Consider the following 21,440-nt stretch of genomic DNA (forward strand, 5'->3'; position numbering starts at 1 on the left):
GGCAAGCGCATGTGCCCGGCAGCATGGCGACCGGGCACACAGGCTCGCCCTGACCGGTCTTGCCAGCCCTAATGGCCGGGAATGCGCGTATAGTGCCGGTCGTCCCAGACGACACCGTTCAGCGCGCCGGCCGCATCGCGGCTGAAGCCAAAACCCTCCAGTTCGGCGAGCGGGTGTGTCTGACCACCAAACAGGTCAGGCGTGGCGGGCATCATGGTGACCGCGTAATCCCCCCAGCGCGCGACGAGCTGGCCATCTTCCAGCGCAATGTCGAAATCGAGATAGGGATCGCCGGTGCTCCAGCGGCCTTCATAGGCGGCGAGTTCTGTCACCGAAGGCTGCCAGCTCCAGCCGCCCCAGCGCTCTTCGGCACGGGCCTCGGCCAGGCTATCCTGGCGCCGGTCGAGCAGCCAGGCGGCGCGTTCCGGATAGAGGCGCGGCCGGGCCTCGGACCAGCTCTCGGCATCCTCATGCCCGGTGAGGAATTGCAGATACTGGATCACGGTGCGCGAGGTGACCCAGCCGGTCATATTGTCGGAATTGGAGAAGGTGGCGATACCGACACCGAGATCGGGCGCGAAAGCCATCATGGTGCGGATACCGGTATAGCCGCCGCCATGGACATAGAGCGCATGGCCCTCGAAATCGCAGATATTCCAGCCCAGCGCATAGCCGGAACAGGGCAGTTCGATCGCATTGCGGCGATCATCCCTATGCGTCTGCGCCGCAACGGCCTGGGCATCGCTCAACATGGCAGCGCTAATACCGCTGCCCTCAGGCCCGGCACCGCGCAATTGCAGCTGCAGCCACTGGGCCATATCCCCGGTCGAGGTCACCAGCCCGCCCGCCGATTGCATGATGGCATCGGTCTTGGGCCGGACCTCGTACCAGCCCGCATCCTCGCCCTGCCAGATATGCCCCCAGGAGAGGTCGTCGAGCGGGAAATCGGAGGTGCGCGCCGAGGTGTGCTCCATGCCAAGCGGATCGAAGATCACCTGGTCAAGCCAGTCCTGCCAGGAGCGTCCGGTCGCCGTCTCGAGGATGGCACCGTAAATATTGTAGCCGAGATTGTCATATTGGAAGCCCGGCTCGCGGACGCTGGCGTAATTGGCGATCAGGCCCGGATAATCACGCGCCTGCACCTGCAGCACATAGGCTTCCAGCACGACGATCATGTCGGCCTCGATCGGCACCTGGTGCGAGATCAGATCGCGCAGGGTCCAGTCGGCCGGATCGACGCCTTCGGGAAATTGCAGGTCGGGCCAGTGATCCGTGATGGCGCTGTCGAGATCGAGAATGCCCTCCTGGTCGAGATACGCCGCCAGCAGGCCCATATAGGCCTTGGTCTGCGAGGCGATATAGATCGGCGTCTCAGACGTCATCGGTGCCCCGGTCACGGCGCGGCGCTGCCCCTGGGTGCGGTTCATGATGATATCGTCGGGCGTCACCACAACGACGGCAAAGCCGGGACCGAGATCGGGAAAGCGGTCGAGAAATTCGTCCAGCTGCGCGGCTGCGCCCCGGGGCGTCTCGGCCAGTGTCGCGGTGCCGGTCAGAAGAAGGGCGCTGATGGCCGCGAGAGTGTGACGTAACATGCCTGGTGCTCCATTTATGCGCTCCCCGCTCGGGAGCATTTCAAGACCCAGTCAAGCAGAGGCACACAGGGCCGGTATTGAACGGGTGTAACATCGCCGTCTCAGGCAGCGGCGAGCAGGGTTTTGAGCCGATGCGGCGAATAGCCGGTTTCGCTCCTGGCCAGACGCGTGAAATGGCTCTGGTCGGCAAAGCCGGCGCCATGGGCCGCGTCGGCGAGCGACGCCCCCTGCAGCATGTCGGCGATCGCCCCCGCCAGCCGGCAACGGCGGCGATACAGGCTGGGCGGCACGCCAAACCGGTCACGGAAGGCTCGCGACAGGTGCACGCGATGAACGCCGGCTTCATCGGCGATGCGTTTCAGGTCGGGAGCGGCCGTACTGTCGCGCAGCGCATCGCGTGCGCGGACGAGCCAGCCGGGCACTGCCGGACCAGGCGATGCGCCACTGCGCTGATCGCGCTGCGGCGTCATGACGGCCAGCAGATCGCAAATGATCGCCTCCGCCTCGGCGTCCGATCCGTGCGGGAGCGCGGCGAGCGTCATTGCCGAACGCCGGTCGCGCCCGGTCATGACACCCGCCTGCCAGCGCCAGTCGATTGAACGCCCCGGCAGATACTCGTCCAGCCGGTCCGGCTCCAGATTGATCGAGAGGATCAGGGCCCCGTTGGGCCCGTATTGATTGTGATGCTCGAGACCGGCGGGTTTGACGCCGACACTGGGCTGTCCGATTTCCCGCTCACGCCCGGCATGCGCTTCGAGAAACTCGCCCGCCAGCAGGCAGGAAAACTGGTGGACGCCATGATGGTGCGCCGGCATCGACCCGCCCCGGGCATAATAGCTGAGCCGGGCGCAGGTCCCGCCGCCTGCAAAGAGCTGCGCGTGTTGCATCATCAATCTCCCGGCGCGGCGAAATTCCGGGCCGTCACCATGATGCACCGGCATCGCGATTTGGATGATGAAATCCTGTTCAGAAACCGGACGCGCCGCCGCGCGCCATCAGTTCTGCGCCATCCTCTGCCCGAAACAGGCATCATGCATGGGCAGGAAGGCGTCGGCATCGCGATTGCCGCCATCGGCCGCCTCGGCGAGATAGGCCCGGGCCCGGTAGGGATCGCGCGCGCCGCGGTCATCGGAGAACATCAGACCGGCATACAGGGCCGCGACACGGCTGCCATGCTCGTCGGCGATGCGGGTCATGGCGTGTTCGGCGCGGTCCGAATTGCCCGCCCACTGATAGGTGGCGAGCGTCAATTGCGCCAGACTGGCGAGGCTGGCACGGTCATCGGCCTGCAGCAGGGTGCCGCCCCAATAAAAGGCTGCCGCCTCGACCGGGACCTGGCGCTGGCGCGCCATCTGTTCCAGCGCCTGCCTCATGCCATCGCCCGTCTGGCCGAGATAATTGTCCCGCGCGGCCGCGAAGCGCGCGCAATCATCGGCGAGGGCCGGGGCGCCAAACCCGGCCACCAGCCCCAGGCCAGCCGCCAGGGCGAGTGAATTGCGCAACCAAAAACGGGACATCGGCCCCTCCCTTTTCCCAATACGGGAGAAAGTCTGGGCGATCCGGTTTAAGCCCGGGCCAAGTTGGGCGCCGGTTTTTTCAACAAATTCAATTCAATAACAAGAGATTTACCGCGCGGCCCGCATTTGACGGATCGCGGCCCAATTATTGCTCATTCCCTAAGACAAACGGTCAAATGAGGACGAAATCATGCGGGCGATCTTTCATTCCGGCCATGGCCGGCTCGAAGACAAGTCGAACACATTCACCGCCATGCGGATCGTCTTCGCGATTGTCGTTGTCTATGCCCATGCGGTGCTGATCCCGATGGGGCTGCCCTATCACGGGGTGTGGCCGGAATTTGTCGATGCGACGGTACAGCTGGCGCTCGACGGGTTTTTCATCCTCTCCGGCTATATGATCACCGCCAGCCTGCTCAATAACCGGGACATGCTCTCCTTCACCGCATCGCGGGTGCTGCGCATCTTCCCGGGGCTGATTGCGGCCGTGCTGCTGATGTGGCTCGTGGTTGGTCCGCTCTTCACCGAGCTGTCGCTCGGCGAATACTGGAGCCATGCCCAGACCCTGCAATTCCCGCTGATGGTGATCTCCCAGGCCGATCCGCTGGCCGGCCTGCCGGAAGTGTTCAACGCCTCACCGATCGGCGGCACCATGAATGGTGCGCTGTGGACGATCCGCTATGAGTTGCTCGCCTATCTCGGCGTCGGCCTGCTGGCCGCAGTCGGCCTGTATCGCTCGCGCACCGTGATCCTGATCTGGGCCGGTCTCGCCGTCAGCTTCGGCGCCCTCTACCAGATCTTTGGCTATAGCGGCATTGGCGAGGGTACGATCGGCTCGATGGCCCGCTTTGGTCCCGCCTTCATGATCGGTGCCGGATTCTATGCCGCCCGCGACCAGCTGCCGCTCTCGGCCGGCTATGTCGGCCTGGCCCTGCTCGCCGCCATCGCCAGCCAGGGCACGGCGCTGGGTCCGGTGATGCTGCAGATCGCGCTGGCCTGGCTTTATCTCTGGGTTGGTTTCCTCGACGTGCCCGGCCGCATCGGCAAGGCGCTGCGCGAGGTCGAGGATGTCTCCTACGGCGTCTATATCCTGCACTGGCCGCTGGGCATGATGGCCTTCGCCCTGATCCCGGGCATCGGCGCCAACGCCCTGTTCGCGATCATGACCGTCAGCGCCATTGCCGCCGGCTGGCTGCTGCGGGTGACGGTCGAAAAACCGGCGCTGGCCATGAAGCCCCGCCTGCTGAACCGGATGCGTCAGCCACGCATGGTCGCGGCGGAGTAGCCCCTAGCTCTCGACCGGCGTCCCGAACGCAGTGATCGCCAATCCCAGCAGGCACAGACCGGCATAGCCCACCATCCGCAGGTTCTGCCCGCCGGCCCGGCGTGCTCCGAGCGCCGCGAGCGCCGCCTGCAGGGCGTAGTAGAGCGCGAAGGCGCGCGAGGCGTAGGCGATGATCTCGAACAGGTTGGCCGTCCAAGTCAGTACCAGCCCGGTCCCGACCAGCACGGCATAGGCCTGGCGCAGCTTGATGCGGCCACCGCTCAGCTCCACCATCAGACCACCCGATCCGCCGGTATCGGCGACGGCGGCGCTGAACTGGGCGCTGAGCGCGGCGGCGACCAGCAGCACCGGCAGGATGGGCGCGACGATCCGCATCATGTCGATGATCGCGGTCTCGCTGAAGGGCAGTTCGCTGGGCGTGAAGACGTAAGCAATCAGCGCGATATAGACGATGTAGATCGCGGTCGAGATCAGTTGGGCGCGGCGCATCGAGCGGATACGGGTGGCAGCGTCATAGCTGGCCTTGAGATAGCGCGAGGTCTCGAAGCCCTGGATGGTGACGATCAGGCCGAAGGCCAGGGTGATGGCCGGCCAGCCGGTCAGTTCCGGCGCGGTGACTTGCAGATCGCCGGCGCGCAAATGTTCGGCATTGAACAGGATCAGTCCGAAAATCAGCCCGGCAATGATCGCCAGCTTGATGCCGACCGAGACCTGTTCCAGCCGTTCCAGCGCATGGAAACCGCGCGTCCAGCCGACCACCAGGATCAACACCAGCACGGCGCTGGCCAGCAGCCGGGCATGGAAACGGTCATCAACCTCGGTCAGGCTGACGCCAAAGGCGCCCAACAGGTTGAGATAATAGGCGACCGAAATGATGTAGGCGAAGGCCAGCACCCAGGAGGCGGCCGTCTCGATCCGGGTTTCCAGCGCGCTGCGCGGGCTGGTGGCCTGGTCAAGCTGATGGATATTGGCGCGAATCGCGGCGCCGAACAGCCAGGCGCCGGCGCACAAGCCTGCCATCACCAGCGGTGCAAGATAGCCATAGGAGGTTTCCAGCACCGGCCCGAGGACGAGAAAACCGCTGCCGATGATCGAGGCCAGCGGCGTGATCGTCGCGCGCCAGAGCCGGTTGCCGGCGATACGCGGCAGCGACAGCAATATCCCGGTCAGCAGGGCGACGGCGAGGATCAGGGCCTTTGTAACAGCCATGTCCTCACGCCCCTCCCCGCCCGGTCATTACGCCCGGAAAGGATCCTGCATCAGGATCACGTCCTCGCGTTCCGGACTGGTCGAGACCAGGGCGATCGGGCAATTGATCAATTCCTCGACGCGGCGGACATATTTGACCGCTTCGGCCGGGAGATCGGCCCAGGAGCGCGCACCGGCGGTCGAGCCCTGCCAGCCTTCAAGCTCCTCATAGACCGGGGTGACCCGGGCCTGGGCTTCCTTGCCGGCGGGCAGATAATCGAGCCGCTCGCCGTCGAGCTCATAGGCGACGCAGACTTTCAGCGTCTTGAAACCGTCGAGCACGTCGAGCTTGGTCAGGGCAACCCCCGACACACCGCCGACCTGCAGGGTCTGGCGCGTGATCACCGCATCGAACCAGCCGCAGCGGCGCTTGCGCCCTGTGACGGTGCCGAATTCATGGCCGCGCTCGCCGAGCTGCTGGCCGTCATCATCGTGCAGCTCGCTGGGAAACGGACCGGCGCCGACGCGCGTCATATAGGCCTTGGCGATGCCGAGCACATAGCCGACATCCTTCGGGCCAACGCCGGTACCGGCCGAGGCCTGGCCGGAGACGGTGTTGGACGAGGTGACGAAGGGGTAGGTGCCGTGATCGACATCGAGCAGCGCGCCCTGGGCGCCCTCGAACAGGACTTTCTGGTCGGCGCGGATCGCGTCCGCCAGCACCCGCCAGACCGGCGCGGCATAGGGGATGATTTTTGGCGCGATCTCGAGGATTTCCGCGAGCAGTTGAGCGGCCGGGTATTCCGGATGGCCGAGCCCGCGGCGCAGGGCATTGTGATGGTGCAGGATATCGGCGACGCGTGCCTTCAGCGCGGTCTCGTCCATCAGATCGATGACGCGGATGGCGCGGCGCCCGACCTTGTCTTCATAGGCCGGACCGATACCGCGGCGCGTCGTGCCGATGGCTTCGCCATCATCGCGGTTTTCGCGGAAGGCATCGAGTTCGCGGTGGATCGGCAGGATCAGGGCCGCGGTCTCGGAAATCTTGACGACGTCGGGATTGATATCCACGCCCTGGGCGCTGATGCGCTCGGCTTCGGCGATGAAGGCCCAGGGATCGACGACGACGCCATTGCCGATCACCGACAGCTTGCCGCGCACGACACCGGAGGGCAGCAGCGACAGCTTGTAGACCTTCTCGCCGACGACCAGCGTATGGCCGGCATTATGCCCGCCCTGGAAGCGCGCGACGACATCGGCGCGATGGCTGAGCCAGTCGACCAGCTTGCCCTTGCCCTCATCGCCCCACTGGGCGCCCACCACGGTTACGTTCGCCATGTCTGACTCCTGTCCTGTCGCGGGTTTTTGTCACGAAGCCGTGACCCGGACCAGATCAATTTGCATTCATCCGGCGATGCCGACAACATCGTGCCCGGAAAATCCTCCATCGGCAGTTTCATGCGGAGACCATGATGATTTCAGCACGAACACTTCTCGCCTCGGCATTGCTCGCCTTTGCCATGACGCCGAACGCCAGCGCTTGGCAATCGGCGCCACAAGGATGCAACGACACCATGCATGATGATTTCGATTTCTGGGTCGGCGAATGGAATGTCTATGCGCCCGATGACGGCCCCTATCAGGGCCACAACTCGATCACCAGGGCCCAGGGTGGTTGCCTGATTACCGAACGCTGGCGCGGCGCCAGTGGCAGTACCGGCGAGAGCATGAATTTCTACGACCCCCTCGTCGGCGCCTGGCGCCAGGTCTGGGTCAGCCCGGGCAATTTCATCGACTATACCGGCGGGCTCAATGCCGATGGCGCCATGGAATTAACCGGCGAAATCCACAATACCGGCAATGGCGTTCGCGCGCCCTTCCGCGGTGTCTGGACGCTGCAGGACGATGGTTCCGTCCGGCAGCATTTCCAGCAACAGGGCAGTGATGGCAGCTGGTCTGACTGGTTTGTCGGCATCTATGTGCGCCAGGAGACCGACCCACGCGCAGCCGAGGCGGCCGCAGCCCGCGGCGAATAGGCAAGGCGGCTCAGAACTCGACGACGTAGTAGTGTTCCATGTCGTAGAGGGCATAGAGCAGCTCGGCGGGGAGACCGTAGGCGTGGCGCAGATAATCGCGTTGCGAGGCATGGATCTGCCAGCCGCGCACCTTGGCCCAGCCCTCGCCCGGCATTTGCAGATTGGGCTCGGGCTGGTTGGCGACGACATGCTGGCCACGCTCGCCGCCGAAACGGCCCATCATGCGGCTCGGCGCCAGGATATAGGCGATGGCGCGCGGCGCCGTGTCGGGATCAAGTTCGCGCAAACGCTGCACGGCCTCGGTCGCGGCACGTCCGGCGGTGCGGTGATCGGGGTGCCAGGACAGGCCGCTCTCCGGCCAGAAGGTGACGATCAGATCCGGCTGCCAGGCCTGCATCCGCTCCATCAGGCGCCCGACATAGACCTCGTAGTCCGCATCCGACAGTCCGCCATCGGGATAATCCCAGACCGCCTGTTCCTCGAGCCCCAGCGCCCAGCCATTCTTGAGCACTTCGGCGTGGCGGATAATGCCCAGCTCGCCGGGACGGCTGACCTGGGGCAAGGGCGTGCCCGCCTCGCCGCGCGTTGCCGTGATCATCCGCGTCACCGCATCGTCGCGCTGGTTCGCCCGGATCAGCAGGCCGGTAATTGATTGCTCGTCATCGGGATGTGCGAAGACCGCCAGCACCGAACGGGCACCGAGCTCGCCCGCGATCGAGGGCACGCGCCGCGCGCCGGGCTCGTCAAACTGGGCGTCGAGCCAGAGCCAGGCGGCCGCCAGCAGGATGGCCAGCACGCCGGCGACGACGATCACGAATCGTATCACCGGCGAGCGAGGCATGGCCTAGCCTCCGAAGCGATAGCTCAGGCGGACACCGGCATTGTCGAGTGCCTGGTTACGGCCCGAAGCCAGGATCTGGCCGTGGGAGATGTGCTCGTAATAGGCACCGACGGCCCAGCGGTCATTGATGTCGTAATCAAGGCCGAGGGTGGTGTGGAAGAGATAGTGGCTGCCCATCAGCGCCCGCGTCGTCGCCAGACGGATCCGGTTCGGATCGCTTGGCGCCGAATTCTGGTCGATATCAACCACGCCGTCATTATAGGACAGGCCTTCCTTGATCTCGAGATGCCAGCGATCCGAGAGCGGGATATTCCAGGCCAGGCCGGCAGCGCCGAAATTCGTCAGCCCGTTGGTGTTGAAAGAGCCGTAGATATAGGGCCGCGGCGACCAGATGCCCGACAGGAAGTCCGGTGAGGCGAACAGGAGTTCCGCCGTCACATTCGGCCCGTCCTCGACATGGTCGGCCAGATCATGGGCGGTCACGCCGAGGCGGAACTCCATGCCGCGATCTTCGGCCTGGGCGGCCCCGGCCAGCAATGCAGTGGCGGCAGCCGCCATCATCCAACGTGTCATGATCACCCCTTTGAGCTGTGGCCTGCTACAGACCCCCTGTTGGCCAACCGATAGCGCGCCCGCTACGCCGCGTCCAGCGCCTCGCGCCAGGCCCAGTCGAGCCAGGGACCGAGTGCGGCCATATCATCACGCTCCACCGTCGGGCCGCACCAGATGCGGATACCGGGCACGGACTGGCGGTGCATCGAGATGTCGAGCGCCGCATTCTCGCGCTCGAGCAGGCTGCAAATCCGCTTGGTCAGGTCCCATTGCGCCTCGGTATCAAGGGCTGCGGCGCGCGGATCGGTGTATTTCAGCGTCACCGAGACCGGTGAACGCGCGGCCTCGTCCTCGCACAGATAGCCGAGCCAGTCGGACTGGCGCACCCAGGCGTCCAGCGCCGCGAAATTCGCTTCGCGCCGGCGGATCAGCTCGGGCAGGCCGCCAATGCGCGAGGCCCATTTCAGCGAGGAGACATAATCCTCGACACACATCAGCGACGGCGTGTTGAGGGTCGAACCCTCATAAACGGCCATATTCGCCTTGTCGCCGGAATGCAGTTGCAGCAGGCCCGGGATTGGCCAGGAGGGCTTGTAGCTGTTGAGGCGTTCGATCGCGCGCGGGCTCATCACCAGCATGCCGTGCTGGGCCTCGCCGCCGAGGCACTTCTGCCAGGAGAAAGTCAGGACGTCGATCTTCGACCAGTCGATCTCGGCTGCAAACGCCGCCGAGGTCGCGTCGCACAGGGTCAGCCCCTCGCGATCCGGATCGATCCAGTCGAGATCGGGCACCCAGACGCCGGCCGCCGTGCCATTCATGGTGAAGACCGTATCGCGCTTGCCGTCATACTGCGCCAGATCCGGCAATTGCCCGGCCGGGGTCTCGAAAATGCGTAAATCCTCAAGCGGCAGCTCGTCGCGGGCATCGAGAATCCAGCGCTTGCCGAACACGTCCCAGCCAAACACATCAACGCCGCGCTGGCCGAGCAGCGACCACATCGCCGCTTCCATCGCGCCCGTGTCGGAGCCGGGCAGGATGCCGACCTTGTAGCCTTCAGGCAGTTCCAGCAGCGCATGCGTGCGATCAATCGATTCGCGAATCCGGGCCACGGCCTGGCCGGCACGGTGGGTGCGCGAGAGCGGCGCCTCGGACAGGCCTTCCCAGGTCCAGCCCGGATGCTTTTTCACCGGTCCACAGGAAAAGCGCGGATCGGCCGGACGGATCATGGGTTTGGAATTGGGGGTGTCGACGGCTGCTGTCATGGAATCGGCCACTTGTATCTCCGGATCATAAGGCGGCGGGGAAGTTTCCGACACGTTGACGCCCCGCGCGCAGCGGGGCAAGAGGCTTTGCATGATCGCATCACAGCGCGCCCTGTTCGACCTGCCGCGCGAGGTCGCCTATTTCAACGCCGCCTATATGGGTCCGATGCCGATTGCGGCATCGGGCGCCGGCGCCATCAGCTATGCGCGCAAGACGCAGCCCTGGACGCTGGATATCCGGGCCGACTTCTTCGACGCGCCGGAAGCTTTCCGCACCCGCGCTGCAACCCTGTTCGCGGCCAGCCGCAACGATATCGCCATCGTGCCGGCCGCCTCCTATGGCCTCGCCACAGCCGCGCGCAATCTGGCCCCGGATGCCCGGTCGGAAATTCTGGTCCTCGACGCGCAATTCCCGTCGAATATCTATGTCTGGCAAGGCCTGGCGAAACAGTATGGCGCGCGCATCCGCACCGTTTCGCGGCGTGAGGACCAGAGCTGGACCGATGCCATGCTCGCCGCGATCGGCCCCGCGACCTCGATCGTCGCCTGCCCGCAAGTGCACTGGGCCGATGGCGGCCGGCTCGACCTGGCCACGATCAGCGATGCGGCCCGGCGCCAGGGCGCGGCCCTGGTGCTCGATTTGACCCAGTCACTCGGCGTCCTGCCCTTCGATATGGCGGCGATCCAGCCCGATTTCGCTGTCGCCGCCTGCTATAAATGGATGCTTGGTCCCTATTCGATCGGTGCGCTTTATGTCGCACCGCAACACCAGAGCGGCGAACCGCTTGAGGAGAACTGGATCGTGCGCGACCGGGCCGAGGATTTCGCCCGCCTGGTCGATTATGCCGATGAATACGCCCCCGGTGCGCGCCGTTTCGACATGGGCGAGCGCTCCGGCTTCCAGCTGGTGCCCGCCGCGAATGTCTGCCTGCAACATTTGCTCGATTGGGGTCCGGAGGAAATTTCCGCGACGCTGGCCATGCGCACCGCCGAAATCGCCGAAACCGTCGCTCCGCTGGGTCTGCGCGATGCGACACCGCAACGCGCGCCGCACTATCTCTGCCTCGCTTTGCCCGGCGGCGCCCCGGTCGATCTGGTCAAACGTCTGGCCGCACACCAGGTCTTCGTCTCGCAACGCGGCGACCGGCTGCGGGTGACGCCGCATCTCTATAACGACCAGGCCGACCTGACCCGGCTGGTCGCCGCGCTGAAAGCCGAGCTCTGAATTGACCCACACGCCTCACCACCCGTCCCTGCGCGACTGGGCCATGCTGCTCGTGCTGACCCTGCTCTGGGGCTCGGCCTATGCCTTCATCAAGCACGCAGTGATCAGTTTCTCGCCCTCTGCGCTGATCCTGGTGCGCATTGGCGGCGCAGCCATTCTACTGACCGGCTGGACCTATGCCCGCGGCCACCGCCTGCCGCCGCTCAATGACAGGCGCTGGCTCTGGTTTGGCGCGCTGGGCCTGTTCGGCAATACCGCGCCCTTCTTCCTGATCAGCTGGGGCCAACAGACCATCGACAGCTCGCTGACCGGAATCCTGATCGCCACCATGCCGCTCACCACCATCGCGCTGGCGCATGTTTTCGTGCCCGGCGAACGGATGAATGCCCGCCGCCTGGCCGGTTTCCTGATCGGTTTCGGCGGCGTGGTTATCCTGCTCGGACCGGTCGCCCTGCAGGGGCTGGGCGGGTCGGGGCTGCTGGCCCAGATCGGGATTTTGTGCGCGGCGATCTGTTACGGGATCAATGCCGTGCTGGCCCGCCTCCTGCCCGACACACCGCCCTCGCTCTCGGGCGCCGGCATGCTGATCATGGGCGCACTGCTCTGCCTGCCCTTCGGGCTGTGGGACCTGACCCGGATGCCGGCCGCACCGGTTTCAGCCTGGCTGAGCGTGTTCTGGCTGGCGATCGGGCCGACGGCGCTGGCCTCGGTCCTGCTGATGCAGATTGCGCGCACGGCCGGGCCAAGCTTCCTGGCGACGGTCAATTACTTGACCCCGGTCGCCGCCGTCGCAACCGGCCTGCTGATCGGCGAAACCCTGGGCTGGAACGCGTTGCTGGCGTTGGTGATCATCCTCGCCGGCGTCTGGATCGCGCGCAAGAAAGCCGTGCCGCCACCCGTGTGAGCGCAGCCCTATTCGCGGATCATCCACATATGATCGACGGGGCCATGGCCGGCACCAAAACCCGGCGCGCGCGAGATCGCTTCAAAGAGATAATCGCCTGCATGCCTGACCGCGTCGGAGAGCGAAAAGCCGCGCGCCAGCAGGGCCGCGATGGCCGAGGCCAGGGTGCAGCCGGTGCCATGGGTGTGGCGGGTGTCGATGCGCGGGCGCTCGATGATTTCCATGCCGCGCGAGGAGACCAGCACGTCGCGCGCGACACTGCCGGGCACATGCCCGCCTTTGACCAGGGCTGCACGCGCGCCCATTTCGATCAGCGCTTCGGCGGCCCCGATCTGGCCGTCGATATCCTCGATCTTGCCGCCGGCCAGACGCTCGGCCTCGGCGATATTGGGGGTCACGAGCAGGGCGAGCGGCAGCAGCCGGTCGCGGATCGCAGCCTCGGCGCCGGCATCGAGCAGGGCATCGCCGGAGGTTGCGACCATCACCGGGTCGAGCACGAAGGGCATGCCGGGCGCGCGTTGTTCGATCAGTTCGGCCACGGCGAGGACGATGGCCTCATTGACCAGCATGCCGGTCTTGATCGCATCGGTGCCGATATCGTCGAGCACGGCGGTCATCTGGGCGACGACCATTTCGACGGGGACCGGATGCACGGCGGCAACGCCGAGCGTGTTCTGGGCGGTGATGGCGGTGATCGCGGTCGTGGCATAGCCACCCATCGCGGCAACCGCCTTGATGTCGGCCTGGATGCCGGCACCGCCGCCGCTATCGGATCCGGCAATCACCAGGACGCGGCCGGCATGTTCGAGATCGGTCATGGATATTTCCCTGTTCGGCGCGTCAGTCCCGCGGCAGTGCTGCCGCCTGGCTACGCGCCCGCATCGCTTCGGAATCGCTGGTCGCATGATCGGCCGCGCGCAGATAGAGCGCCCGTGCTGCGTCGCGATCGCCCTGCTGCAGGCGCAGATCAGCGAGCGCCAGCGCTGCGGTGACATTCTCGGGCTCGAAGGCGAGGATCTGTTCGTAAATCCGGATCGCCGCGACAGGATCGCCGGCGCGGCCGAGGCAGCCGGCATGCTGCATCAGCGGCCCGTCATCCCATGGATTGGCCTCGACGGCGGCAGCAGCGGCAGCGCAAGCGCTCAATTCAGCCGGCAGTGCGGCAGCGGCCGCCGCCCCGGCCTGGGCCGGCATCGCGCTTGCGCGCGCCGGCGCGGCAGACCTGGGTGATGCCGCAGCGGGGGCAGACGCTGCGGTCGGCGCGGTCAAGGCAGCTGGCGCGCGGGGCTCTGGCCGGTCAGGTGCGGGCGTTGCCGGGAGCGGGATCGATGCTGGTGCCGGGGCCGCTACCCGGTCCGGTCCTGACGTCACGGTCGGGCGCCAGTCTGGAGTGGGGGCCGGATAGGCCGCGGCCGGCATGGCGGGCGTGATCGTCGCGGAGGCTTCGGCCAGATGCACCCGTACCAGCACACCGCCCTGGCGCAATTCGGCCTCGCTGGCGGCCCAGGCCTGCTCGCCCTGCAGCTGGATGCGGGCACCGCCCTCGGTCGGCTCGACCACGATGGCAGTCACCAGCTCGCGATGCCGCGGGGTGATCCGGCGCGCTTCCAGGCTGATCCCCTCGACGACAAGATCGACGCCATGGTCCGTCTCCTCGCGTCGCAGCAGCGTCGGCTGCCCGTCAAAGGCAATCCAGACCAGACCCTCCTGCCCGCTCAGGCGGGCACGCAAATCGCGCAGTTCGGCCTGGGCCGGAGAGGCGGTCAAAACGGCAAGGCAGAGATAGATCAGAGCGCGCATATCCCAGCCCTCGACCGCTTCGCGTTAAGGCCGGGTTAAGTGCAATGGTCGCAGCGGCCCGATCGGGTCAGCCAATACTCCCGGCGGGGCCGCCATCACAGCTGTCATAGCCCAGGGCACCGATCAGCCGGCCCTCCGCATCGCGAACGGATTCAAAGATATAGCAGCTCAGCCCGGCGGACGGCATCAAGGATCGAACGAAGATCGGGTCGCCCTCGCCGAGGACCGCGTCGGCGGCATCGATGGGACGCAGCGTATTGACCCGGTTGCCATTCTCGCGCGTGGCGCACTCCCAGCTGCCGCCGTCATGATCGACCAGGCGGATGCCGGTCGCACCACCCGACAGGGTATAGGCGAGCGAGACATGATCGGCATCGCCTGCCATCTCCGCCAGGCAGGCATCGATCGCCGGCAGATAGGCGGCGAGATAGTTCGACCAGCGGTCGACCGGCGCGGTTTCCAACGCACAGCCGCTCAGGGCAGTGGCGCCCATCCGCACGGTCGCGAAATAGGGGTCGGTGCCGCCGTCGGGATTGTGGCAGGGCCCGGCCTGGAGTTCGACGAAGACATCGCGGCCCTCGCTGGTCACGCCGTCATAGCGGCGCACGCCGCCATCCAGATACGGCATCGCGATCAGAAGCTCGGCCCGGGCCGGACCGGCGCCGACCCCATCCAGGCTGAAATCGACCCGCGCTTCGCCGCCAACCGATTCAAACACCATCCGTCCGCTCCAGCCCTCGCCGGCGAGACGGTAGCCAAAGCGCGTGTCGGTGGATCGATTGGCCCGCGACGGCGCATAGTCAAAGGCGCTGCTGGCGAGCCCGCCGCCCACGCCCGGCCCGGCATCGGTGGTGGCACAGGCCGTCAGCCCGGCGCAGGCCAGCGCGATTACCATCAGCTTTTTCATCATTTCCCCCGGAATTCTATGCTGCTTCTGCGGGCCTTATACCATGATGCGGTACAGGGCAGAATCGGGAAATCGGGGCAGGTCGGAGACAAGCTGGCCTTGCGGCCATCCCGCCACACCTTCCCCGCCCGAGCGCGGTGACGAAACGGCTCTGCCTGCCCAGCCAGCATGCTTGCCCACAGGTTTGCCCACAGACCCTGCACAGCTTTTCCACGCCTTTTCCCACAGCCTCAGATGCTGTCGGTAAAGTGCCCGGCGAGGTGATCCACAAACAGGCGTACCCGGTGGGTGAGATAGCGGCTCGAGGGGAAGACAGCCCAGAGATTGCGGTGCTCGGGCTGCCAGTCGGGCAGCAGCGGCACGACGCGGCCATCGGCCAGTGCAGCTTCTGCGGCATAGCGCGGCGAGCAGGCAATGCCGACGCCGGCTGCGGCCGCCTCGATCGCGGCGCTGGCGCCATTGAGGGTAAGCCGGCCGGTGACGCGGACCTCGGTCTCTTCGCCACCGCGGGTGAATTTGAGCTGTTGCGGCGCCGGCTTGTTACGGTCGATGATGACGTCATGGGTGGCGAGATCGGAGGGGTGCTGCGGCGTACCGCGCGCCGCGAGATAGGCCGGCGAGGCAACCAGTGCCATGCAGGCCGGGGCCAGACGGCGGGCGATCAGGGCGCTGTCATCGAGATTGCCGATCCGCACCCCGACATCAAAACCCTCCTCGACCAGATCGACCATGCGGTCGACCAGCGACAGCCGCACCTCGACGCCCGGCCAGGTCGCCATGAAGTCAGCGATCGGCTGCATCAGCTGGCGCGCACCGAAATCGACCGAGGCGGTGACCCGCAGCAGGCCGGCCGGAGCGGAACGGGCATCGGCGACACCCTCTTCCAGCGCATCATATTCACCCAGCCAGGGCCGGACCCGGTCGAGCAGGGCGCCGCCGGCCTCGGTCAGACGGACCGAGCGCGTCGTGCGCTCGAACAGGCGCGCCTGCAGCCGGGTTTCCAGCGCCGTGATCTGCTTCGAGGCTGCGCCGGGCGTAATGCCCTCGCGCTCGGCCGCCTGGGTGAAACTGCCCAGCTCGGCGACAGAGGAGAAAAGCCGCAAGGCGTCGATCCGGTCCATGATGTCCTCAAGCGATAAAGCGGGCCGAATTCATGCGGCATTCGCCCAAGCCGATCAAGCGAGCCTACCCCCGCACGAGTTTGAACTTCTCCCGTGCGAGCCGCAGGGGCGACTGGAAATCGATCAGTTTTGCTGCACCAATGCTGCGCAGCAATTCATTGGCCTGTTCACGGTCAACACCACGTAGCGAGGCGAGGTGATCGGTCACGCGCTGCAGCATCCACAGTGGATAAGGGATGATGGCGCGGTCGGTCTCGACGCGATTGTCGCCATGCCCGATCACGGCCTTGTTGAATCCGAGTATGCGCGGCAATTCCTGCGCATCCGGATTGGCTTCGCCCCACTCTCCCAGCGCCGCGGCGGTGTCGAACAGGACCGGCAATTGCTGCGCAGCAAACATTTCGAGAATCGGCATCAGCGTCGGCGGGATTTCGTCGTTTTCGAGAAAGTCGCCGGTCAGCGCATGCTGCGGCGCGTGGGTGCGGCGGGCCCAGTCGGCGACGCGCGGCGCCAGACGTTCCATGATTTCGCCCGAGGCCGGGTCGCGCAGCAAATGCGCATAGAGCGGGCCGAGAAAACCGTAATCGCCGATCGAGGGCCGCGTCCCGAACAGGAAGTCATATTGCTCGAGATGCGCCTCGAAAGCCGCGAGGAATGCCTCGAAGGCCGCCTCGACGGCCGGAACACTCTCCGGGCAGATGCCGAGTACAGGCAGCGCGCCCGAGAAGAAGTCCACCGATTTCTGTACCGCCGCACGTTGCTCCTCCGGCGGCAGGTCGGGGAAGGATGTGGCGCCAAACTCGCCCTGGGCGAAGTCGCGGTTATAGGCCCATCGATAGTGCATCGCGGGAATGACCAGCCACTCATCGCCAAACAGTTCCAGGATCAGGGCGGCCAGTTTCTGCACCGGACCGGCCGGATAGACGGAGGGGCCCGGCTCGTGCGCCTCGACATAATCGATAATCTCGGTCGTGTCCTGGACGACGGCGCCGTGCTCGCTGCCGTCATCATGCAGCAGCACCGGCACCACCGGCCAGCCGACCCGCGGCAGGATGACGGATTTATAGGTCCGGGCCGTCGAGAGCTGTTCGCGGAAGGGCACATTCTTCCAGCGCAGATAGCCGCGTGCCTTGCCGGTATAGAGCGAAACGGCGGTGCCGATCAGCGTATAGCTCATGGGGGACTCCCTTGTGTTATCAGGAGTCTGTACGCTTGCAGCGCGCGGCACAAGCACCGGTGTGCGGCTGGTGTGCTAGGACCGCGCCGCCGGCTGGCGTCCATTCCGATTCTTGTCGGCAACAATGCGGGCCGCAGATTGCAGCGTCGTCGGCGTGGTGGAGGAATCGACCCGACGTCCGTCATAGCGGCTGGGACCGCTCGTGTCCTGGACCGCCGTCCAGGCCTGCCAGCCCATGCCAACGGTCAGGGCGGCGGCCAGCGCCCAGGAGGCCAGTGCCACATAACGGGCTGAGCGTTGCCAGGTCATGCGATCAGTGCGGATCATGCGGGCATCCAGTTCAGGGACTCACATCAGTCAGGACCTGCAGTGTCTACATTCTGCGACCTCGCGCCCGTCATAATTGATTAATGATAAGTTTATGCGCCCGCGACCATCCGGGCCCGGACACGCAAAAAGGCCGGCCCGGATATCCCGGACCGGCCTCTTTAGTCAGCGTGTCGCAGCCAATCAGGCAGCGGCAGCCTCGCCGCCGAAGCGGCCGTAGAAGGTTTCACCCTTCGTCGCCATTTCGCGCAGCAGGGCCGGAACGGCGAACTGCTCGCCATAGGCCTTTGCCAGCTCGTCGGCACGCTTGACGAAGGCGGCAGCCCCCACCGTGTCGATGAAGCTCAGCGCCCCGCCGGTATAGGGTGCGAAACCCCAGCCGAGGATGGAGCCGACATCGGCTTCGCGTGGATCCTGGACAATACCCTCTTCCATGCAGCGCGCCGCTTCGAGCGCCTGGGTGTAGAGGATGCGGTCCTTGATCTCGTCGGCCGAGGGCTGATCTTCCGCGTATTTGCCACCCGGAGCAAACTGCTCCAGCTCGGGCCAGAGACGCTTGGGCTGGCCTTTTTCGGCCGGGTAATCATAGAAGCCCTTGCCATTCTTGCGGCCGAAACGCTCGTATTCCTCGACCATTTTGAACAAGATCGGCTCGGTCGGCGACGGCTTGTAGTCGGCACCGAGATCGGCCTTCGTCTGCTTGATCAGCTTCACGCCAAGATCGAGGGCAACCTCGTCCTGCAGGGAAAGCGGACCGACCGGCATGCCGGCCATTTTGGTCGCATTCTCGATCAGGGCCGGCTTGATGCCTTCGGCGAGCATGTTCATGCCCTCGCCGATGAAGCGCATCACGCAACGATTGGCGTAGAAGCCACGCGTATCGGCGACGACGATCGGGGTCTTCTTGATCTTGGTGACGAAATCGATCGCGCGCGAAAGGGCATAATCGCCGGTTTTCTCGCCCATGATGATCTCGACCAGGTTCATCTTCTCGACCGGCGAGAAGAAGTGGATGCCGATATACTGGTCAGGACGCTTGGAGGCGGTGGCCAGCGAGGTGATCGGGATCGAGGAGGTGTTGGAGCCAAACACGGCGCCTTCAGGAATGACATCCTCGGCCATCTTGGTGATCTTGTGCTTGAGTTCGGAATTCTCGAACACGGCCTCGACGACCAGATCGACATCCTTCAACAGGGCGTAATCGGTGGTCGGGGTGATCATGGTGGCCAGCTTGTCGGCCTTTTCCTGGGAAACCTTGCCGCGCTTCACGCCGCCGGCAAAGTAATCCATCGCGTGCTGCTTGCCCTTTTCGGCGCCCTCTTGCGTGGCGTCGATCAGGACGATCTCGATCCCGGCCTGGACCGACACCGTGGCAATGCCGGCACCCATGAAGCCAGCACCAATGACGCCGACCTTCTTGATCTCGCCCTTCTTCTGGCTGGCCGGACGGCGGCCACCCTTGTCGAGCGCCTGCTTGGACAGGAAGATCGAGCGGATCATGTTGCGGCTTTCAGGCCGCAGCATCAGCTTGGTGAAATAGCGGCTCTCGATCTTGATCGCATCATCCATCGAGACCTGGGCGCCTTCATAGACGCAGGACAGGATGTAACGCTGGGCCGGGTAATTGCCATAGGTGGTCTTGCGCAGCATCGGGCTGGCCGCGCCAAACATTTGCGCACCGGCCGGATGGTAGGGGCCACCACCGGGGAAGCGGAACTTGTCGGCATCCCAGGGCTGTTTCGACTCGAGCTTGTTTTCCGTGACCAGTTCCTTGGCCTTGGCGACCAGCTCGGCCATCGGCACGACAGCGTGGACAATGCCCTGGGCCAGAGCCGTATTGGCGTCGATCTGCTTGCCTTGCAGCAGGATCGGTGCCGCATTCATCAGACCGACCAGGCGCGGCAGGCGCTGGGTGCCGCCACCGCCGGGCAGAACACCGACCATGGCTTCCGGCAGGCCGAGCTTGGCCTTGGAATTATCCGACGGCATGACGCGGTAGTGACAGGCGAGCGCGATTTCAAAGCCACCGCCGAGGGCGAGGCCGTTGATCGCGGCCGCGACGGGCTTGCCGCAGGTTTCCAGTGCCCGGAAGGTCTTGTTGAGACGGAAGCATTGCTCGAACAGCTTGGCCTTCATCTCGTCTTCGGGAAGCTTGGCGAGCTCGGCGGCAGACCCGCCCAGTTCGGACAGATCGGCACCGGCGCAAAAAGCATCCTTGCCGGAGGTGATGACCGCACCCTTGACCTTGTCATCAGAGGCGATCTTGGCGGTGAGCGTGTCGAAATCCGTCATCACGTCGGCGGAAATGACATTCATCGACTTGCCGGGGCTGTCGAAGGTGACGAGGGCGATGCCGTCGCTATCGATCTCGAATGTGAAGTTTTTCATCGTGTTATCTCCTGATCGATCCGATTAGACGCGTTCAATAATGGTCGCAGTGCCCATGCCGCCGCCGACGCAGAGCGTGGCGAGACCGGTTTCCTTGTCGGTGCGCTCAAGCTCGTCGAGCAGCGTGCCGAGGATCATCGCACCGGTGGCACCGAGCGGGTGGCCCATGGCGATGGCGCCGCCATTGACGTTCATCACATCGTGCGGAATGTCATAGGCCTGCATCAGGCGCAGCACGACGGCGGCGAACGCCTCGTTGAGCTCCCACAGATCGATATCCGTGGACGACATGCCGGCCTTCTTCAGCGCCTTCGCGGTGACGGTGACCGGGCCGGTCAGCATGATGGTCGGTTCCGAGCCGATCGAGGCCATCGAGCGGATGCGGGCGCGTGGCTTGAGGCCGGCCTTGATGCCCGCTTCTTTCGAACCGACGAGGATGGCCGAGGAGCCATCGACGATGCCGGAGGAATTGCCGCCGGTGTGGACCCAGTTGAGATATTCGATCTCGGGATAGCGCTGCAGCGCCACGGCTTCAAAACCGACGAAATCGGACATGTCCTTGAACGCCGATTTCAGGCTGCCGAGCGCCTGCATGTCGGTGCCCGGACGCATGTGTTCGTCATGGTCGAGAATGGTCAGGCCGAGCTGGTCCTTGACGGGCACGATGGATTTCTTGAAGCGGCCCTCTTTCCAGGCCTGGGCCGAACGGCGCTGGCTTTCCATCGCATAGGCGTCGACATCATCGCGGCTGAAGCCGTGCTTGGTGGCAATCAGATCGGCGGAGATGCCCTGCGGCACGATATAATGGTCGAAGCTGATTTCCGGATCGACGCCCATGGCACCGCCATCACTGCCCATCGGCACGCGGCTCATGGATTCAACGCCGGAACCGATCGCGAAATCGGCTTCGCCGCACATCACCTTGGCAGCGGCGACATTGACCGCTTCCAGGCCCGAGGCACAAAAACGGTTGATCTGATAGCCGGCGGTGGTTTCGGCATAGCCGGCATTGATCACGGCCGAACGCGCAATGTCCGAACCCTGCTCGCCAACCGGCGAGACGCAGCCCATGATGACATCGTCAACGAGGGATGTGTCGAGCCCGTTGCGGTCGCGGATCGCGGCCAGCTGCTGGGTCGCCAGCTGAAGCGCGGTGACGGCATTGAGCGCCCCGTTCTTCTTTTTGCCGCGCGGCGTGCGAACGGCATCATAGATGTAAGCTTCGGTCATGTTACGTCCTTTCCCGTTTTCGGGTTAGTGGCTTTATCGACTTGGTTGTTGTCTTCCCGGCTTGCCGGGGAAGTGGCGCGGACGC

Annotated in this window: 20 protein-coding genes; 4 read left to right on the top strand and 16 right to left on the bottom strand. The window is 65.2% G+C overall.

What is annotated here, in order from left to right; translation table 11 throughout:
• Nucleotides 1-68: 68 nt before the first annotated feature.
• The 3 genes from ACN0YL_RS03235 to ACN0YL_RS03245 form a co-directional block, all read right to left on the bottom strand.
• Nucleotides 69-1,595, bottom strand: coding sequence for a serine hydrolase domain-containing protein (locus ACN0YL_RS03235; RefSeq protein ID WP_417497012.1), 1,527 nt, complete (start codon nucleotides 1,593-1,595; stop codon nucleotides 69-71).
• Nucleotides 1,596-1,696: 101 nt separating this feature from the next.
• Nucleotides 1,697-2,482: a helix-turn-helix domain-containing protein gene (locus ACN0YL_RS03240; protein WP_417497013.1), complete on the bottom strand. Its 786-nt coding sequence runs from the start codon at nucleotides 2,480-2,482 to the stop codon at nucleotides 1,697-1,699.
• Between the two features lie 108 nt (nucleotides 2,483-2,590).
• Entirely contained in the window at nucleotides 2,591-3,112 is a 522-nt protein-coding gene (locus ACN0YL_RS03245; protein WP_417497014.1) for a hypothetical protein, read from the bottom strand.
• 190 nt (nucleotides 3,113-3,302) lie between these two features.
• Here ACN0YL_RS03245 and ACN0YL_RS03250 point away from each other — a divergent pair, with 190 nt between their 5' ends.
• Complete coding sequence (locus ACN0YL_RS03250) at nucleotides 3,303-4,397, top strand: acyltransferase family protein (protein WP_417497015.1); 1,095 nt, start codon at nucleotides 3,303-3,305, stop codon at nucleotides 4,395-4,397.
• A 3-nt stretch (nucleotides 4,398-4,400) separates the two neighbouring features.
• Here ACN0YL_RS03250 and ACN0YL_RS03255 read toward each other — a convergent pair whose 3' ends face one another.
• Both ACN0YL_RS03255 and ACN0YL_RS03260 read right to left on the bottom strand, forming a co-directional pair.
• Nucleotides 4,401-5,606 (bottom strand): hypothetical protein, encoded by a 1,206-nt coding sequence (locus ACN0YL_RS03255; protein ID WP_417497016.1) that lies wholly within the window; start codon nucleotides 5,604-5,606, stop codon nucleotides 4,401-4,403.
• 27 nt (nucleotides 5,607-5,633) lie between these two features.
• The gene (locus ACN0YL_RS03260; protein ID WP_417497017.1) at nucleotides 5,634-6,923 is read right to left on the bottom strand and encodes an adenylosuccinate synthase; all 1,290 of its coding nucleotides are present in this window, start codon (nucleotides 6,921-6,923) and stop codon (nucleotides 5,634-5,636) included.
• Between the two features lie 134 nt (nucleotides 6,924-7,057).
• Between ACN0YL_RS03260 and ACN0YL_RS03265 the strand changes: the two genes are divergently transcribed.
• On the top strand, nucleotides 7,058-7,621 hold the full coding sequence (locus ACN0YL_RS03265) for a hypothetical protein (protein ID WP_417497018.1): 564 nt from the start codon (nucleotides 7,058-7,060) through the stop codon (nucleotides 7,619-7,621).
• Between the two features lie 10 nt (nucleotides 7,622-7,631).
• On the opposite strand, the gene ACN0YL_RS03270 is transcribed toward ACN0YL_RS03265, so the two are convergent.
• From ACN0YL_RS03270 to ACN0YL_RS03280, 3 genes are all read right to left on the bottom strand, one after another.
• On the bottom strand, nucleotides 7,632-8,462 hold the full coding sequence (locus ACN0YL_RS03270) for a PIG-L deacetylase family protein (protein ID WP_417497019.1): 831 nt from the start codon (nucleotides 8,460-8,462) through the stop codon (nucleotides 7,632-7,634).
• A 3-nt stretch (nucleotides 8,463-8,465) separates the two neighbouring features.
• A complete protein-coding gene (locus ACN0YL_RS03275) occupies nucleotides 8,466-9,035 on the bottom strand; it encodes an acyloxyacyl hydrolase (RefSeq protein ID WP_417470974.1) in 570 nt (189 codons plus the stop codon).
• Nucleotides 9,036-9,097: 62 nt separating this feature from the next.
• Nucleotides 9,098-10,276, bottom strand: coding sequence for a phosphoserine transaminase (locus ACN0YL_RS03280; RefSeq protein ID WP_417471043.1), 1,179 nt, complete (start codon nucleotides 10,274-10,276; stop codon nucleotides 9,098-9,100).
• Nucleotides 10,277-10,367: 91 nt separating this feature from the next.
• Here ACN0YL_RS03280 and ACN0YL_RS03285 point away from each other — a divergent pair, with 91 nt between their 5' ends.
• Both ACN0YL_RS03285 and ACN0YL_RS03290 read left to right on the top strand, forming a co-directional pair.
• On the top strand, nucleotides 10,368-11,501 hold the full coding sequence (locus ACN0YL_RS03285; protein WP_417492315.1) for an aminotransferase class V-fold PLP-dependent enzyme: 1,134 nt from the start codon (nucleotides 10,368-10,370) through the stop codon (nucleotides 11,499-11,501).
• 1 nt (nucleotide 11,502) lies between these two features.
• Nucleotides 11,503-12,405: a DMT family transporter gene (locus ACN0YL_RS03290; protein WP_417492314.1), complete on the top strand. Its 903-nt coding sequence runs from the start codon at nucleotides 11,503-11,505 to the stop codon at nucleotides 12,403-12,405.
• Between the two features lie 8 nt (nucleotides 12,406-12,413).
• Here the strand turns inward: ACN0YL_RS03290 and thiD are convergent, their stop codons facing one another.
• The 8 genes from thiD to ACN0YL_RS03330 all read right to left on the bottom strand — a co-directional run bounded on the left by thiD (nucleotide 12,414) and on the right by ACN0YL_RS03330 (nucleotide 21,355).
• Entirely contained in the window at nucleotides 12,414-13,223 is an 810-nt protein-coding gene (gene thiD, locus ACN0YL_RS03295; protein WP_417492313.1) for a bifunctional hydroxymethylpyrimidine kinase/phosphomethylpyrimidine kinase, read from the bottom strand.
• A 22-nt stretch (nucleotides 13,224-13,245) separates the two neighbouring features.
• A complete protein-coding gene (locus ACN0YL_RS03300) occupies nucleotides 13,246-14,205 on the bottom strand; it encodes a tetratricopeptide repeat protein (RefSeq protein WP_417492312.1) in 960 nt (319 codons plus the stop codon).
• A gap of 67 nt (nucleotides 14,206-14,272) precedes the next feature.
• A complete protein-coding gene (locus ACN0YL_RS03305) occupies nucleotides 14,273-15,112 on the bottom strand; it encodes a hypothetical protein (protein ID WP_417470982.1) in 840 nt (279 codons plus the stop codon).
• Nucleotides 15,113-15,342: 230 nt separating this feature from the next.
• The gene (locus ACN0YL_RS03310) at nucleotides 15,343-16,233 is read right to left on the bottom strand and encodes a LysR family transcriptional regulator (protein ID WP_417492310.1); all 891 of its coding nucleotides are present in this window, start codon (nucleotides 16,231-16,233) and stop codon (nucleotides 15,343-15,345) included.
• 64 nt (nucleotides 16,234-16,297) lie between these two features.
• The gene (locus ACN0YL_RS03315; RefSeq protein WP_417497020.1) at nucleotides 16,298-17,410 is read right to left on the bottom strand and encodes a glutathione S-transferase N-terminal domain-containing protein; all 1,113 of its coding nucleotides are present in this window, start codon (nucleotides 17,408-17,410) and stop codon (nucleotides 16,298-16,300) included.
• Nucleotides 17,411-17,485: 75 nt separating this feature from the next.
• Nucleotides 17,486-17,737, bottom strand: coding sequence for a hypothetical protein (locus ACN0YL_RS03320; protein WP_417497021.1), 252 nt, complete (start codon nucleotides 17,735-17,737; stop codon nucleotides 17,486-17,488).
• 183 nt (nucleotides 17,738-17,920) lie between these two features.
• The gene (locus tag ACN0YL_RS03325) at nucleotides 17,921-20,125 is read right to left on the bottom strand and encodes a 3-hydroxyacyl-CoA dehydrogenase NAD-binding domain-containing protein (protein ID WP_417492307.1); all 2,205 of its coding nucleotides are present in this window, start codon (nucleotides 20,123-20,125) and stop codon (nucleotides 17,921-17,923) included.
• A 24-nt stretch (nucleotides 20,126-20,149) separates the two neighbouring features.
• Complete coding sequence (locus ACN0YL_RS03330) at nucleotides 20,150-21,355, bottom strand: acetyl-CoA C-acetyltransferase (protein WP_417492306.1); 1,206 nt, start codon at nucleotides 21,353-21,355, stop codon at nucleotides 20,150-20,152.
• Between the last annotated feature and the right edge of the window lie 85 nt (nucleotides 21,356-21,440).

It is taken from the genome of Maricaulis sp., from assembly GCF_048269565.1.
Lineage (GTDB): Bacteria > Pseudomonadota > Alphaproteobacteria > Caulobacterales > Maricaulaceae > Maricaulis.